The organism is Acinetobacter pullicarnis, assembly GCF_006352475.1.
Taxonomy (GTDB): Bacteria; Pseudomonadota; Gammaproteobacteria; order Pseudomonadales; family Moraxellaceae; genus Acinetobacter; species Acinetobacter pullicarnis.
This window is the reverse complement of sequence record NZ_VCMZ01000001.1, coordinates 2,559,504-2,575,014: the sequence shown is the minus strand read 5'-3', so window position 1 is coordinate 2,575,014 and position 15,511 is coordinate 2,559,504. Positions and strand designations below refer to the sequence as shown.

General features: G+C 40.7%; 12 protein-coding genes and 4 tRNA genes. 10 read left to right on the top strand and 6 right to left on the bottom strand.

Going from position 1 to position 15,511, the window contains the following annotated elements; translation table 11 throughout:
- The 5 genes from ubiA (at position 1) to FD716_RS11325 (ending at position 6,429) form a co-directional block, all read left to right on the top strand.
- Positions 1-879: a 4-hydroxybenzoate octaprenyltransferase gene (gene ubiA, locus FD716_RS11345; protein WP_139852436.1), complete on the top strand. Its 879-nt coding sequence runs from the start codon at positions 1-3 to the stop codon at positions 877-879.
- 115 nt (positions 880-994) lie between these two features.
- Entirely contained in the window at positions 995-2,245 is a 1,251-nt protein-coding gene (locus tag FD716_RS11340) for an alpha/beta hydrolase family protein (RefSeq protein ID WP_407641890.1), read from the top strand.
- A gap of 544 nt (positions 2,246-2,789) precedes the next feature.
- A complete protein-coding gene (locus FD716_RS11335) occupies positions 2,790-4,307 on the top strand; it encodes an alpha/beta hydrolase family protein (protein ID WP_139852434.1) in 1,518 nt (505 codons plus the stop codon).
- Between the two features lie 456 nt (positions 4,308-4,763).
- Positions 4,764-6,032 carry an alpha/beta hydrolase family protein gene (locus FD716_RS11330; protein ID WP_139852433.1) on the top strand — a complete coding sequence of 423 codons (1,269 nt, stop codon included), beginning with the start codon at positions 4,764-4,766 and terminating at the stop codon, positions 6,030-6,032.
- A gap of 169 nt (positions 6,033-6,201) precedes the next feature.
- Positions 6,202-6,429, top strand: coding sequence for a hypothetical protein (locus tag FD716_RS11325; RefSeq protein WP_139852432.1), 228 nt, complete (start codon positions 6,202-6,204; stop codon positions 6,427-6,429).
- Positions 6,430-6,495: 66 nt separating this feature from the next.
- Here FD716_RS11325 and FD716_RS11320 read toward each other — a convergent pair.
- From FD716_RS11320 to FD716_RS11300, 5 genes are all read right to left on the bottom strand, one after another.
- Positions 6,496-6,571: transfer RNA gene (locus FD716_RS11320), tRNA-Asn, on the bottom strand.
- Between the two features lie 221 nt (positions 6,572-6,792).
- Positions 6,793-6,868: transfer RNA gene (locus FD716_RS11315), tRNA-Asn, on the bottom strand.
- 4 nt (positions 6,869-6,872) lie between these two features.
- Positions 6,873-6,948: transfer RNA gene (locus FD716_RS11310), tRNA-Asn, on the bottom strand.
- Between the two features lie 146 nt (positions 6,949-7,094).
- Complete coding sequence (locus FD716_RS11305) at positions 7,095-7,721, bottom strand: superoxide dismutase (RefSeq protein WP_139852431.1); 627 nt, start codon at positions 7,719-7,721, stop codon at positions 7,095-7,097.
- A gap of 144 nt (positions 7,722-7,865) precedes the next feature.
- Positions 7,866-8,627 (bottom strand): Nif3-like dinuclear metal center hexameric protein, encoded by a 762-nt coding sequence (locus FD716_RS11300; RefSeq protein ID WP_139852430.1) that lies wholly within the window; start codon positions 8,625-8,627, stop codon positions 7,866-7,868.
- Positions 8,628-8,789: 162 nt separating this feature from the next.
- On the opposite strand from FD716_RS11300, the gene FD716_RS11295 reads away from it, so the two are divergent.
- From FD716_RS11295 to FD716_RS11280, 4 genes are all read left to right on the top strand, one after another.
- Positions 8,790-9,965 carry a S1C family serine protease gene (locus FD716_RS11295; protein WP_139852429.1) on the top strand — a complete coding sequence of 392 codons (1,176 nt, stop codon included), beginning with the start codon at positions 8,790-8,792 and terminating at the stop codon, positions 9,963-9,965.
- Between the two features lie 339 nt (positions 9,966-10,304).
- Positions 10,305-10,381, top strand: a tRNA-Val gene (locus FD716_RS11290).
- Positions 10,382-10,555: 174 nt separating this feature from the next.
- Positions 10,556-10,858, top strand: coding sequence for a monooxygenase (locus FD716_RS11285; protein WP_139852428.1), 303 nt, complete (start codon positions 10,556-10,558; stop codon positions 10,856-10,858).
- A gap of 458 nt (positions 10,859-11,316) precedes the next feature.
- On the top strand, positions 11,317-12,246 hold the full coding sequence (locus FD716_RS11280) for a LysR substrate-binding domain-containing protein (protein ID WP_139852427.1): 930 nt from the start codon (positions 11,317-11,319) through the stop codon (positions 12,244-12,246).
- Positions 12,247-12,320: 74 nt separating this feature from the next.
- Here FD716_RS11280 and FD716_RS11275 read toward each other — a convergent pair whose 3' ends face one another.
- Positions 12,321-13,991 (bottom strand): BCCT family transporter, encoded by a 1,671-nt coding sequence (locus FD716_RS11275; RefSeq protein ID WP_139852426.1) that lies wholly within the window; start codon positions 13,989-13,991, stop codon positions 12,321-12,323.
- 332 nt (positions 13,992-14,323) lie between these two features.
- Between FD716_RS11275 and FD716_RS11270 the strand changes: the two genes are divergently transcribed.
- The gene (locus tag FD716_RS11270; protein WP_139852425.1) at positions 14,324-15,511 is read left to right on the top strand and encodes an aromatic ring-hydroxylating oxygenase subunit alpha; all 1,188 of its coding nucleotides are present in this window, start codon (positions 14,324-14,326) and stop codon (positions 15,509-15,511) included.

Sequence of the window (15,511 nt, the reverse complement as noted above, 5' to 3'; positions counted from 1 at the left end):
ATGGTCACTCAACATACAATACATTGGCGGCAACGTTTGGCTGCTTATTATTATCTCTGTCGTTTTGATAAGCCGATTGGTACTGAGTTGGTATTTTGGCCAACCATGTGGGCCTTATGGGTGGCTGCGAAAGGTATTCCTGATTTAAAAATTTTATTTCTAATGACTTTGGGCGTAATTTTTATGCGTGCTGCGGGATGTGCAATAAACGACTTTGCGGATCGTAAAGTGGATGCGCATGTAGAAAGAACCAAAGATCGCCCATTGGCCACAGGGGTAATAAGTGGTAAAGAGGCTGTAGCCGTATTTTTAGTTTTGGTTGCAGCAAGCGCTACGCTATTATTATTTCTGCCAATTGAAACATTTTACTGGTCCTTTGGGGCTTTATTTTTGGCCTTCATTTATCCATTTATGAAGCGCTATACCCAGCTGCCTCAAGTCTTTTTAGGTGCTGCATTTTCTTGGCCTATTCCAATGGCCTATGCAGCTGTAGGCGCAGAGCCCAATTTAACTTGCTGGTTATTATATTTTGGAAACCTTGCATGGACAGTCGCATATGATACCCAATATGCGATTACTGACCGAGAATATGATTTAAAAATTGGGGTTAAATCTACGGCTATACTATTTGGTCAATATGATATTGCGATAATTTCACTGTTACAAGCCAGCAGTTTAATCTTAATCGGTGCAGCTTTATACCAAGAAGGTTTATTATTTCCTTATGCAATTATTGGTTTGGTTGTTGCAATGCTTGATTTTATTTATCAATGGATAAAAACCCATAATCGTGATCCGCAACAGTGTTTTTGGGCCTTTCGCCATAATCGTTGGATTGGTTTGATGATCTTTGCAGGAATATTTATTTCTCTATTATAAACACTATTTTTATTTTAAAGAGACCACCTATTCAGGTGGTTTTTTTTATGTTCTATTATCCTTTATCGAGATGAGAACATATATTTAAATAACAATGAATCCAAGGATGAAGATCATGTTAAAACTAAAATTAATAGCGATTTGTTGTAGCGCTGCAATATTACTCAGTGCATGTCAGGATGACAATAAAGATCGTCGAAAACCTCGACCGAAGGCGAACAAGCAAACAACCATGCAGGTCTCTGAACGCAAATACAGTTTAGATAATTTGCCAGAAGCTAAGTCAATACAAGTGATGACTTATAACATGCCCAACGTTCAGGGTAAAACAGCAAAAGCCACAGCAATGTTAATGTTTCCACAAACACCGCAGCCGAAAGATGGTTGGCGCGTTGTGGTTTGGGGGCATGGTACTGTTGGCATTGGTGATCGTTGTGCGCCAAGTAATAATGCCTTGGATGTAAACTTTAAAACAACGGCTGCAGGTTTACTCAAAGCGGGTTATGTGATTGTCGCACCAGATTTTGAAGGCCTAGGCACGTCTGGTATTCATCCTTATTTAAATTTAGGCAGTGCATCACGATCTGCAAGTTATGCAATGATAGCGATCAAACAACTGTATCAAAATCAAATGAATGGCGCTTGGATGTCTGTTGGGCAGTCGCAAGGTGGGCATGCCGCTTTAGGAATTGCTGAGTATGCCAATGATGATCGAAATTACAAAGGTACTGTCGCAGCAGCACCAGCATCGAGTCTCGATATTATTGCGCTCGGTGCACCGATGGTATTGGAGCAGTTGGTTGCTGCAGGAAAACAGGAGGTTGCGATTGAAGGCTATGCAGGGTTGCTGACCTTTGCTGCCTATGCCACCGTTGGAATTAAAGCTTATGAACCACAGTTCAACTATAAACAAGTATTTGAACCACGCTCTGGCGAGATTGCGGCTTATGCAGAAGGTTCTACAGGTGAGCAAGGTGAATGTTTAGCCCCGCTTTATAGTCGATTCAGTGCTGATATTAAAGACTTTCTAGCAAGAAATAAGGGGAAAACAGTTTTAGATTATCCGGCACTCAATAAAGATTTTAATCAAAACCCGAGTGTGAAAAAATTCCTGTTGGATAATCAACCAGGGACCAAGAAAATAAAAAGTCCATTGATGATTATTCAAGGAACGGCAGATGAAGCCATTCCATATGTAATCACCGTTGGTTTAAAGGATCATCTGATTGAACTTGGGACAGCGCTTCACTTTGTGCCTGTGGAGGGCGCATCGCATAGTCAGGCAATTGTGCAAAAAAATGATGAGTTGCTAAAGTTTGTACAACAATATATGCCAGCCTCGTCATTGAAAGAGGGCATGCTTTAATTTAAGTGGTTGTGTTGCTGAGTCAATTGATGGGTTGACTTGGTAATGCCAATCAAAAGTGTGATTTTAATATTGCTTTTGATATAAGCTTTGGTCTGGTTTTAAATATAAGATTGAAGCTTAGATATTATCGCTATTTTATAAAATTCTGCGTGGTTAAATGGAGTGTTTATTTAAAATAAATACAGGTAGATACTTTGTTTGAAATTTTATTTAAAGAATATATGGTTGTTGGGTTTTATAAATAAATATAATAAATTATTTTTATATTTATTTTTAGAATATATTATTGTTAAGCAGTAAGTTAAATAAAATAAAAATAAATAATTATAAAATCAATATTAATTTCTTTGACTAAGTAAAACATATTTATATAATGATTTTGTACGAAGTTTGATCAATTAAAAGTCGTAGGCGTACACATTATAAAATCTCAATGAAATAAATAAAAAGTGAATAATGAAAATCGAAAGACCTGTAAGGAAAGCGTAGATGTGAAAAAGTAGTACTTAATAATACTCATCTAAATCAAAGGATATGAAAAATGATTAACACTTTCAAAGTGCCAGTATTGGCTGTTTGCTGCAGCAGTATGCTGCTGTTAAGTGCCTGTAAAGATAAGAAGGATGACCCTCCAACGCCGCAACCCAAAAAAACCGAGCCTGTAAAAGCAGTTGAAACGAAACTAAAAGCACCAGAGAAAGAACCAGAACCAGAGAAAACACCAGAACCAGAGAAAGCACCAGAAAAAGAGAAGGCAGAAGATGGCAAAGCAGCAGACGTACCTAAAGCCGACGGCAAAGCACCAGATGCGCTTAAAGCGAATGACAAAAAAACAGGAGAAGCGCCTAAGGCTGGTGACAAAGCACCCAATACACCTCCGAATGCCCTAATCGTAATCACCAATAAAAATGCTGCAAATAAAACATCTGCAGAATACTTAGGTGAAGTTGCTTATAGTGCGGATACGTTATTAGAGGATGCTGCATCGATTAATGTAATGAGTTACAACATGCCGACTGTATTGGGTAAAACAGCCAAAGCAACAGCAATGGTGATGATTCCTAAAACACCGCAACCGAAAGATGGTTGGCGTATTGTGGTTTGGGAACATGGTACGGTTGGTCTAGGTGATCGTTGTGCACCGAGTGCGAATAAGATCAATGCAAGTTTCAAGATACTTGCAACCAGCTTACTTAAAGCCGGTTATGTCATTGTCGCGCCTGATTATGAGGGCGTAGGTACACCTGGGGTGCATCATCCTTATATGAATTTAGGCAGTGCAGCTAAATCGGCAATTTATGCAGTAAATGCCATTAAAAAACAATATGGTAAAACCTATCAAGGATCTTGGATGGCTGTTGGGCAGTCTCAAGGCGGGCATGGTGCCTTAGGAACGGCAGAATACTCCAATAACGATACGACCTACAAAGGTACTATTGCTAGTGCACCTGTTTCTAATATTGTGGAACTCATAACAGCTAGAGGACCTGCCAGATTGGAAATTGGGAAAACAATCCCAGAGTATAAAGATAGAGTCCTTACAGGTTATAGTGATCTCTTAACGTATGCCTCTTATTTTGTGGTAGGGATCAAGGCAAGTAATCCAAGCTTTAATTACCAAGAATTATTTATTGGAAGTTCAGCCACAATTGCAGAAGCAGCAGAGGGTGGGCCGGTTGGCGATAATGGGCGTTGTTTAGCTGATATGCGAAGCTTATTTATGACTGAAATAAAGCAGTTTACTGAGAAGAACCCATTGGCATTCATTCCTGACTATCCAGGTATTATTCCTAATTTTGCGACCCATCCTATGATTGTTAAGTATATTCAGGACAATCTACTTGGAACCAAAAAACTCAATACACCGACATTAATTATTCAGGGTTTAGCCGATTCAAGTGTAGATCCATTAGAAACGATTGCTTTAAAAGAAAAGCTAGAAAGATTGGGTTCTATAGTTACTTATTCAGAACAGCAAGATGCAACGCATGCCACAGCTATTGATAAGGCCAATGATACGTTGATGGAATTTGTGAAAAAGACCATGCCTGCGTCATAAGAGAATGAGATAGAGAGCAAGCAAGAAGTAGTGTAATAGACAGTGTACGAGACAAAGTAGGAGGAGCTTCGGCTCCTTTTATTTTTAGGTTTAACATGAGACAACAGCGATTTACTTAGACATCAAAGGAGACATTAGATCATAGAGCTCATTTAAAGCGAACAAAATCTAGCCCCATCAAAATGCCAGATAGACACCACATTTTTTTGATTGCTTATTCAATTCAACCCAAATGCGTGATGGGCTAGATAAGATCTTAGTAATTGTCTTTTGAGAAGATTTTATTGAAAGTCGCCATATTTTAATTGTGCTGACCACTGCTATTTATAGGTTTTTATTGATTATACTTACATTTATTTAGATAAACTAAACTTAAATATCTGTTCAATGCATTAAATTTGTGTTTAATTACTCACTCTCAGCACAAGAATGTGTAATTTAAGATAGGGAGTTAAGATGGGTCATCTACTAAAAAAAACCATGCTAGCGCTATGCTGCAGTGGAGCATTACTTCTAACTGCCTGTAACGACAATGATGATTATCAGAAACCACAAGGACTCAATAACTATATAAAAGAAACGCCTTATGTGAAGGACAGTTTAGCCAATGCGGCTTCCATTAAAGTTATGACTTACACCATGAAAAACGTACAAGGGAAAATGGCTGATGCAACTGCATTGGTTTTTTATCCTAAGACAGCAAAACCAAAGGACGGTTGGCGTGTTGTGGTTTGGGAACATGGGACGGTTGGTGTGGGAGATAGTTGTGCGCCAAGTAATACATTAATTGGTGAAAACTTTGCTGAGTTGGCGCAAGACCTGTTGGCTGCGGGCTATATTATTATTGCACCAGACTATGAGGGACTTGGGACACGTGGTATTCATCCCTATTTAAATCTACAAAGTGAAGCCGAATCAGCGCTTGCAGCAGTTACTGCATATAAAGCCAAGTATGGTAAAGATCTGAATGGCGCATGGATGTCTGCCGGACAGTCTCAAGGTGGTCAGGCCTCGCTTGGGACAGCCGAATATGCCAATACCGATCCGACTTATAAGGGTGCCGTGGCAGGCGCACCAGCTTCGAGTTTGGGTGAAATTATTTTAGAAGTTGCACCGACTGAATTAAGAAAAATTGAAGTGCTCGAAAATCAAGCTCAGCAACCTTTGCAAGATCGTAACTCTGTGACCTCCTATGCGACCTTATTGTCATATGCTGCACTCACAGGAATCGGTATTAAGGCTTACGAACCAAGTTTTGAATATCGTGATTTATTCCAACTACGTGCCAAAGGCTTGGCTGCACTAGGAGAGGGCAGCACCGGTGAAAATGGCATGTGCTTAAATGATGCCGATCCGAGCCAGAGTCTGATCCAGAACTTTAAGGTCGACATTATTGATTATATGCAGAAATATCCAGGCACAAGTGTGATGGATTATCCAGGCTTAGATGAAGCGAGTTTTAAAAATGATAAATCGGTTGAAAAGTTCCTTGTTGATAGTCAGCCAGGAACCAAACGTATTGATAAACCGGTATATATTATTCAGGGCACCGCCGATACCAATGTACCTGCATCCATGACACAAAACGTGGTTGCTGAGTTAAGACGTTTAGGTTCTCCAGACATCAGAGTAGATTATGTTGTGGGCGCATCACATACCGCAGCAATTAAAATCAGACGTCAAGAAGTGGTTGCCTTCATTCAACAACATATGCCTGCACAATAAGCGGGTCTGGTTGTGAAACCCAAAGGAGCTACGGCTCCTTTTTTGCGCTTTGATTTTAGCGAACAGATGAAGAGGTCGAGCCGATCTAAAGATTGAGGTTTTGTATTTATTTTTGATTTTGCTATAGTGATGCCAATTTTAAGTCATTGTATTTTTTAAGAGAGTAAAGATGTCGCAAGCAAGAAATATCAATTTTAAAATACTGCTGTGTATATTGGCCGTGGTGGTCTTTTTACTTGCGATGCTGGGGATTCGTTCACTGCTTGAGAAATCGGACTTAGAAAATAAGCGTGAAATGGATGAGTTAATTCGTCAACAACAAGCATTGGTTAAAGTAAAACAAGATCAAGCTGTTGTAGAAGCTTCAACTGCGATGCCAAGCTCAAGCGCTGAGTAAACTTATTTATCAACCCAATTTTAGTCAATAAAAAACCCACAACAATGTTGTGGGTTTTTTGAATCTTGGCTCTCCAACCTGGGCTCGAACCAGGGACCTGCGGATTAACAGTCCGTCGCTCTACCGACTGAGCTATTGGAGAATCTGAAACGGATTCTATGCATCTCAGTGCATTTGGTCAAGCCGCTTTAGATAAAAAAGCTTTAATGTTGATTTGATTGTCTTTTTTATCGCCATCATGCTGATATTTTGAGGGAAGGTTTTGTAATTACAATAGGGGAGTAGGCGCTTATCAGAAGTATTTTATATTTATAATCTGGGCAAAGAAAAAGCCCATAACAATGTTATGGGCTTTTTGAATCTTGGCTCTTCCACCTGGGTTCGAACCAGGGACCTGCGGATTAACAGTCCGTCGCTCTACCGACTGAGCTATGGAAGATCGATGGCTCTCCAACCTGGGCTCGAACCAGGGACCTGCGGATTAACAGTCCGTCGCTCTACCGACTGAGCTATTGGAGAATCTGATGCGCATTCTAAGGATGAAACTCGAAGTCGTCAATACTATTTACGATTGAAGCGGTTCGTTTGCTTTATTAGTATTCATTTCGCTGTAATAAATCAAAAAAATCACCCCGAAGGGTGATTTTTTAAGCGTGTTAGAAAAATTATTTTTCTACACCAGCTTCTAAACCGGCATATTTCGCATTTGCGTAATCCCAGTTCGCTAAGCTTTCAAGGAAAGTCGTGATGTACTTAGGACGCATGTTGCGGAAATCGATATAATACGCATGTTCCCAAACGTCAATGGTCAATACTGCAACTTGGTTGTGTGCAAGTGGCGTATCTGCATTTGCAGTTTTGGTTACTGATAATTTACCATTGACTTTATCAGCCACTAACCAAGCCCAACCTGAACCGAATTGAGTGGTTGCAGCAGCAGCAAATTCTTCAGCAAATTTTTCGTAACTACCGAAATCTTCGTCAATTTTAGCAGCAAGCGCGCCAGTTGGTTTGCCACCACCATTTTGCTTCATGCTGTTCCAATAGAACGTGTGATTCCAAACTTGAGCAGCGTTGTTAAAGATACCTGCTTTAGAAGCATCACCAGCAACAGCTTTAATGATTTCTTCTAAAGTTTTACCTTCAAGCTCAGTACCCTTGATCAAGTTGTTTAGATTCACCACATAAGTATTGTGGTGTTTATCATGATGGTATTCTAAAGTTTCTTTGCTGATGTGTGGCGCTAAATCATCGTAGCCATACGGGAGCGCAGGTAACGTAATAGTCGTCATGTTCCTATTCCTTGCATTTGCTGGGTTATACAATTAAGTGGGCCTATTGTAGTTGATTTTGCTACCAATAGTGCAGTCTTTAAATAACTATACAGAATAAAGCCTTGCTTTGCGGTCATAAAGCAGATTGAAAATAAAGCTCAACTAAATCGGATTATTCAATTCAAAGTAACTGTATTCGATATCGCTAAATTGTTCAGTAATGGCTTGTGCTAAACGTTGTACGCCATAACGTTCAGTCGCGTGATGACCACAAGCATAATAATGCACACCTAACTCTTTGGCTTCATAGAAGGTTCTTTCACTGACTTCACCCGAAATATAGGCATCACAATTTTGTTCTGCTGCTTTGCTTATATAGTCTTGCGCACCACCGGTACAGAAGCCCACTTTTTGAATTTGTGCTTTGTCAGCAGGTAAGTGAATCGACTCAAAGCCTAAGCGATTGCTTAGCATCGCTTTAAAGTCAGTCGGAGACATCGCTGATTTTAAATAGCCGATATTCCCAATCGGATGCCTTTCACTTGGATCTAAAGCCTGAATTGAATCCAGTTCTAAAAGATCAGCGATCGCTGCATTATTGCCAAGCGTTGGATGGGAATCCAAGGGCAAGTGATAGGCAACCAAGGAGATATTGTTTTGGATCAAGGCCTTGATACGCTTACCACGCATGCCTGTGATCGGGTAGGCTTCACCTTTCCAAAAGTAACCATGATGTACCAGAAGCATGTCGGCTTGGTAGGCGATCGCGGCTTCAATTGCATCTTGAGAAGCGGTCACAGCACAAAGTATACGTTTGACCTCAGATTCTCCTTCAATCTGTAAGCCATTAGGTGCATAGTCCTTAAATTCATTGCTCTTTAAGCTTTCATTGCACCATAAGAGGATATCGCTAAGTAATGCCATCGTTTTTCTAAAAAATAAATTATAATCTTGAGAGTATAATTTAATTTGTAACTAAAGCTGAACAAATCTCTATTCGGTTTCTTTGTATCTTCATTTATTTTGATTACAATGTATAAAATTCTTTGCCATCAACTAATTAAATAATTCTTAGAGGAAGTAATAGTGCGCCGCTCCTTTTCTTGGTTACCTTGGGTCTTACTCGTTGTCGTCATTATCAGTTTTATTGGTTGGCAAAAGTATCAACAACCGAAGCCCCCAATTGCCTCAGATGGTGTGAAAATGCCTGCGGAGAAGGTCGAGCCGTTGCTAAATACATCACGTGCTGGTGGTGTGGTTTCCTTTAGTGCAGCAGTTAAAGTCGCAGCGCCTGCCGTGGTTAATATTTTTACCACACAGAAAGTTAAACAAACCAATCCATTATTTAATGATCCGGCATTTAGAGAATTTTTTGGTGATCAACAACAAGGCCGCACTCAAAGCCCCAATGAAAATAGCCTAGGTTCTGGGGTTATTGTACGTCCAGATGGTTATATTTTAACGAATAATCATGTTATTGCGCAGGCTGAACAAATTGTTGTGAGTCTGCAAGACGGTCGCCGTGCAGAAGCGACAGTTGTTGGAACAGACCCAGACACAGATTTGGCTGTTATCAAAATTAATCTTGATAATTTACCCGTATTGCCATTTAAACTCAGTGGCAATGAAGTTGGTGATGTGGTACTTGCGATTGGTAATCCATTTGGTGTTGGACAAACTGTTACTCAAGGGATTATTTCAGCGACAGGGCGCTCTGACCTTGGCATTAATACCTATGAAGACTTTATTCAAACCGATGCGGCGATTAATCCTGGTAACTCAGGTGGGGCGCTGATTGATGTTGCCGGTAATCTGATTGGGGTGAACACCGCTATTTTCTCGCAATCGGGTGGATCACTTGGTATTGGTTTCTCAATTCCAGCCAAAGTCTGCCAACAGGTACTGAACTCGATCTTAAAAGATGGTCGCGTTATTCGCGGTTGGTTAGGCATCAGTTTGGTTGCGCCAAAACAAGATGATGTGCTTTCTGCAAAACCTGCTGGGGTAATCGTCGCAGATGTGCTTAAAAATGGTCCAGCCGCTTTAGCCGGATTAAAATTAGGTGATAAAATTGTCAAAGTGAATGATGAAGACATTACATCTGCTTCACATCTAATTAATTATGTGGCTTTACAGGCACCCAATACCGAAATTCAAATTGAAGTTGTTCGCGGTAATCAACCAATTTTATTAAATGTAAAAGTGGGGGAGCGTAAAGTGCTAAGCAATGAATCACAGTACATTCCATTGCCACGTCGTTAATCGCTTAAGCCCTAAGTTGTATTGAAGAGAAAGCCAATCAGTGTCGTGCTGATTGGCTTTTTTGTTTTCGTGTATAGATTGAATTGTGCAGATGATTTGGTGCATGGTCGATTATCTAAATCACCACTATTTTCATCATTTATTTGTTGATTGCATTCAATGAAAGCTTCGTTGAGTTGCGCCTGAAAGCTATTGGTGATCAAAACTTCTTGTTTTTAGTGAAAAGTAGCGATCAAAGCTTGATTTAAGTGAAATTCGCACAAAGAACGTTCATCCAAATTAAATTCCACTAAAAAAGCTTGTCAACCTCAACAATAATTACTATTATGCATCCCACTTAGGCGTGTAGCTCAGTTGGTTAGAGCGCTACGTTGACATCGTAGAGGTCACCAGTTCGAATCTGGTCATGCCTACCAAAATATTGGTAGAATAAACAAAGACTTATTAGTTAATATTAAAAACTAATAGGTCTTTTTTATTGCCTGTAATTTCGTTAAAAGTAGCTTTCGCTGTATAAAGGACGAATATGCAGCGTGGTACTAAAATGTATTAGAATCAGATTGAACATTTTATACATCAGGTGAACAAGCGTGTCTTATCTATTACAAGTTGATTTTTCATTTTCAGGCCCTTGGGGGGATGCGATGACCGAAAGCATGCAGGGCTTGGCCAATTCAATTACGCAAGAACCTGGTCTAATTTGGAAAATTTGGACAGAAAATCAAACTGAACAGCAGGCGGGTGGCGTTTATTTATTTGATACGGAAGCACATGCACAAGCTTATTTAGACATGCATGCTGCACGTTTAACCGCAGCTGGGGTAACCGAAATTCGTTCTAGAATATTCTTAGTGAATGCCGCTTTGTCTGAAATTACACAGTTTTCGGCTTAAGACCAGATACGCTGTGCGAAGACAAGAGCAGGGCTAGAATTTTGTGATCATCGAGCAAAATCGTTATGCGATTGCTCAGACAAGATGAAAAGGCTAAATGTTGAAATTTTAGCCTTTTTTATTATAAAGAAGAATTGAACAATCATTTTAAAACACGCATGATAAAAACTCATGCAGTAAATAGTTTTTCTCACTTTTTATTCAGAACTGTTTATGAGACTTTATGTGGATTCATCACGTATGCAGGATGTATCGGTATGAGAATTTCCACAATGTAAGAAGGTTTTGGTTTAAACACGCTCATATTCAACCGGGATGGATGAATAATTGATTCAAATCAACCTAGCATTACCTTAATCTTTTCTTACATGATTGACTCCCCATAATCGGCATGGAGCCTTGGAGGGTCTTTAGATTAAATCAATCATGTGGGGAATCAGGACAAATCAGGAGTGTCCATGAAGATAAAACCCCTACCACCAATGAATAGTCTTATTGTGTTTGAGGCAGCAGCACGCCACCTCAGTTTTACCTTAGCCGCCAATGAATTAAATGTGACACAAGGAGCGATTAGTCGCCAAATCAGACAGCTAGAGGAATACCTAGGAAAAGAGTTGTTTGTTCGGGCCAATCGTAATATCTGTTTGTCGGCAACGGGATTGCAATATTATCAGACCATTTATAGTTCATTGCTTGAAGTTGCTCAGGCCACGGCTGAGATAAAAAAATGGCAAGGTGAAAATCAGGTGACTGTAGCCACCACCAATGCGATGGCTGCTTTGTGGTTACTCCCTAAAGTTGCATCTTTTGAACAGCTTGAAGGTATAGATTTGCGGATATTGACGACAGATAATATTGCTGATTTACACCGAATGGACTGCGATCTGGCCTTGTTTTATTGCCGGGTTAAACCTGAAAATATGCATACAACCACTTTATTCCCAGAAGAAGTTTTTCCTGTCTGTAGTCCTGGTTATCTTGAACAATTTAAAGGGGAGATGACATTGGAAAATATTTTTGGGAAGACGTTGCTGTATTTGGACGAATCTCAAAGAGATTGGATGACTTGGGCGGAATGGATTAAATCAGTGAATTATCCAATATTGACGCCAAAGAATCGCGTCAATATCAATAATTATCCATTGCTATTACAAGCTGCTGCCAATGGTCAGGGGGTTGCATTGGCTTGGGGATCGTTGGTCGATGAGTATTTAAAAAGTGGTCAATTGGTTCGTCCTGTGGATACCGTTTTACGAACCAAAGCTAATTTTTGTATGTTGGAGCCATGTGATCGTGGTGTGATTCCATCTAGCGTAAAACAGTTTCGGCATTGGTTGTTGGAACAGTTACCAGGGCAGGTCGGGCAGAAGGGATTAAGTGAAGTTTAATCTGTAAATAGGGTTGAGCATAAAAAACAGGGATTTTAAAATCCCTGTTTTTTTTATGCGGTTAAGTTTTGAGATTAATTGGATTGATCTTTGGACGCCTTGTCTTTGTGGCTGTTATCTGTTGTATCTAAATAATCTGGAAGTACATGTTGCGGCATCATGGCCCAAGCTTGAGGTTCTCTGCGTAAACTCTTAAACAAAGTCACACTCATGATGGCAAGGAAGATCGAGATGGGGAAGCCTGCAATAATTGACGCTGTCTGCATCGCTTTGAGTCCCCCTGCATAGAGTAAGCCTGCACCAATAATAGCAATCAATACGCCCCAGACAATTCTGATTTTTATCGGTGTTTCGGTGGAGCCCTCCGCATCAAGAAAACAGAGTACGTGGGTGCCGCAGTCAGCAGAGGTAATGAAATAAGTGGCTAAGAGAATACAAGCAATAACACTTAAAGCTTGCCCGATAATACCACGGTCAATATTGTCAAACATGGTAAATAAGGCACGGGTATTGTCTGCTTTGGTGGCTGTCACAATTGGCCCGCCAGCAAAAGCTTCAGGGGCAGGTTGTCCAGCTTCGATTAGCGCGGCACGTTGTTGTTCATAATGGTGTCTGGCATCTTGCTCAACTTTGAGTGCAGAACCACCAATCACAGACATCCAGATTGCTGTGATAAAGGTTGGCACCAGAAGTACCCCGGAAATGAGTTCTCTGATGGTACGCCCCCGTGAGATTCTTGCCACAAACATGCCGACAAAGGGTGCCCAGGTCATCCACCATGGCCAATAATATGCGGTCCACCAATTTTGCCAGCCAGAATCTTTTTGTGCATCACTCCAGAGACTCATGCCAACAATGTTTTGGGTGTAATTCCCTGTGGTTTCGAGCAAAGTATGTAAGATATAGCGGGTGGGGCCGATGGCAAGCAAAATGATGATGAGTAGCAAAGACAACAACATATTCAGTTGTGATAAGCGTTGCATACCGCGATTAATACCAAATACCACTGATACTGTCGCAATACTGCAGAGGATGCCAATCATTAAAAATTGCACGCCTAAACTGTTGCTAATACCAAAAACTTGATTTAACCCCGAATTAATTTGGATGACCCCCATCCCCAACGACTGGGCGATACCAAAGGCTGTGATTGCAATGGTTAAAATATCAATAGTGTGTCCAATCGGACCATAAATACGATCGCCAATAATAGGATAAAGAATCGAGCGCAGGCTAAAAGGTAAGCCTTTACGATAAGAAAAATAAGCCAGTGCCAAGGCAGTTACACAAAAGATTGCCCATGGATGTAAACCCCAGTGAAAAAAGGTTAGTTGCATGGCCATACTGGCTGATTCATCACTGAAATCAGGGGTGAAAGGGTTATTGGCATAGTGCCACATTGGCTCGGCAGCAGACCAAAAGACTAAACCAATTCCCATACCCCCAGAGAACAGCATGGAGATCCAAGCAATAAAGCTAAATTCAGGTTTTTCATCATCTCGCCCAAGCCGAATATGGCCAAAACGACTGACCATTAAATACAATAAAAAGCCCACGACAAAGGTCATTAGACCAATATAGAACCACTTCAAATTTAGTAATAGAACACTTGAAATCATTTCAAATGTTTGTCCTGCACGCTCCGCTTGAAGGGCGCAGAAAATGACAAAAGCAAAGACTAATATTTTAGAAATGACTGTCACTGTCGGATTGAGCCCTTTAAAGACCCCAGATGTAGCACGCATAACTCCTCCTTGGATGCGTTGCAGCAGTTAACTACCTGTTAACCGTTCTTGCGATTGCTAAAAGAGTAGTGAGATGTGGGGAATGCACTCAACTGATTTATTCTCACTCATGGGTGAGTTTTAATCATAGATCATGTTTTGGCTGCTCAATGCAAGTTTTTCAAAGGCATAGATAGAAAGGCGATGCATGATGAAAACTCATTAACACCTAGCTAAAAAGTCGTTTGTTTGTCGCGATGATGTTTACCACAATCTCCTTAAAGCAGCACAGCGTGCTAAAGAGTGAAGCGAGCGCAGGAAGCACTTCACTGGTTAAATATATGGAGATCAGCATGAGTAATGTCAGCCAAAAACTTATTAGCGTACAGCAAGCCGAAAATGTATTAAATCCAATCCATCTCGCCAATGGGATGCCTAATGTGGCGTATACCAATCAGGATTACTTTAATTTTGAGCGTGATCAAATCATGAGTAAAACCTGGGTCTGTGTTGGTTTTGCTTCAGATCTTGCTCAAAATGGATCGGTTAAACCTGTTGAATTTATGGGCTTGCCACTTTTGATGATGCGTAACCGCGAAGGTCTGGTGCAGGTGTTTCACAATGTCTGTAGTCACCGAGGAATGCGTTTGGTCGATCAAGAGGGCGTGATCGAAGGGGTGATTCGTTGTCCGTATCACTCATGGAGTTATGATCTCAATGGCCAGTTGAAAGGAACACCGCATGTGGGTGGGATTGGACAGCACAAAGATGAGCGTTTTAAGTGTGAAAAGCATGGGTTAAAAGCCTTGCGCTCAGCCATTTGGATGGACATGGTTTTTGTCAATATTTCTGGAGATGCCGTTGCTTTTGAAGCACATATTGCACCCTTAGTCGAACGCTGGAATGGTTTTTGGGGCGAGGATGGTTTGGCACAAATACGCCGTGTCAATATGGGTGGACAACTGGAAATTGAAGTCGCAACCAATTGGAAGCTAACAGTTGAAAACTACTGTGAAGCCTATCATTTACCTTGGGTTCACCCCGCACTGAATACCTATTCGAAATTAGAAGATCATTACAATATTTTATTTGATGATCGCTTTGCTGGGCAAGGCAGCTACAAATATAACTTATCAGATACCGCAGGTACTCATCTGCCAAAATTCCCAAGTTGGCCCACAGATAAACTACGCCATGCAGAGTATGTGGCACTGTTCCCGAATGTGTTGTTAGGTATTCAAGCGGATCATGTTTTTGCCATGATGATTGATCCGATTAATGCAGAGAAAACCATTGAAAAACTACGCTTATATTTCGTAGGTGATGAATCAACGCAAGATATTTATGCTGAATGTCGTGCTGCAACCTTAGCCTCGTGGAAAGTGGTCTTTTTAGAAGATATTAATGCGGTAGAGGGGATGCAAAAAGGCCGCCATTCACCAGGTTTTGGCGGTGGTGTGTTCTCACCAGAGATGGATTTACCCACCCACTTTTTCCAAAAATGGTTAGCAACACAGACCAAAATTGCGTTGGAGGCCTAA

Excerpts from the sequence above, each read along its gene's own strand:
- ubiA (WP_139852436.1), top strand. The coding sequence starts at position 1 with ATGGTCACTCAACATACAATACATTGGCGGCAACGTTTGGCTGCTTAT.
- FD716_RS11340 (WP_407641890.1), top strand. The coding sequence starts at position 995 with ATGTTAAAACTAAAATTAATAGCGATTTGTTGTAGCGCTGCAATATTA.
- FD716_RS11335 (WP_139852434.1), top strand. The coding sequence starts at position 2,790 with ATGATTAACACTTTCAAAGTGCCAGTATTGGCTGTTTGCTGCAGCAGT.
- FD716_RS11330 (WP_139852433.1), top strand. The coding sequence starts at position 4,764 with ATGGGTCATCTACTAAAAAAAACCATGCTAGCGCTATGCTGCAGTGGA.
- FD716_RS11325 (WP_139852432.1), top strand. The coding sequence starts at position 6,202 with ATGTCGCAAGCAAGAAATATCAATTTTAAAATACTGCTGTGTATATTG.
- FD716_RS11305 (WP_139852431.1), bottom strand. The coding sequence starts at position 7,721 with ATGACGACTATTACGTTACCTGCGCTCCCGTATGGCTACGATGATTTA.
- FD716_RS11300 (WP_139852430.1), bottom strand. The coding sequence starts at position 8,627 with ATGGCATTACTTAGCGATATCCTCTTATGGTGCAATGAAAGCTTAAAG.
- FD716_RS11280 (WP_139852427.1), top strand. The coding sequence starts at position 11,317 with ATGAAGATAAAACCCCTACCACCAATGAATAGTCTTATTGTGTTTGAG.
- FD716_RS11275 (WP_139852426.1), bottom strand. The coding sequence starts at position 13,991 with ATGCGTGCTACATCTGGGGTCTTTAAAGGGCTCAATCCGACAGTGACA.
- FD716_RS11270 (WP_139852425.1), top strand. The coding sequence starts at position 14,324 with ATGAGTAATGTCAGCCAAAAACTTATTAGCGTACAGCAAGCCGAAAAT.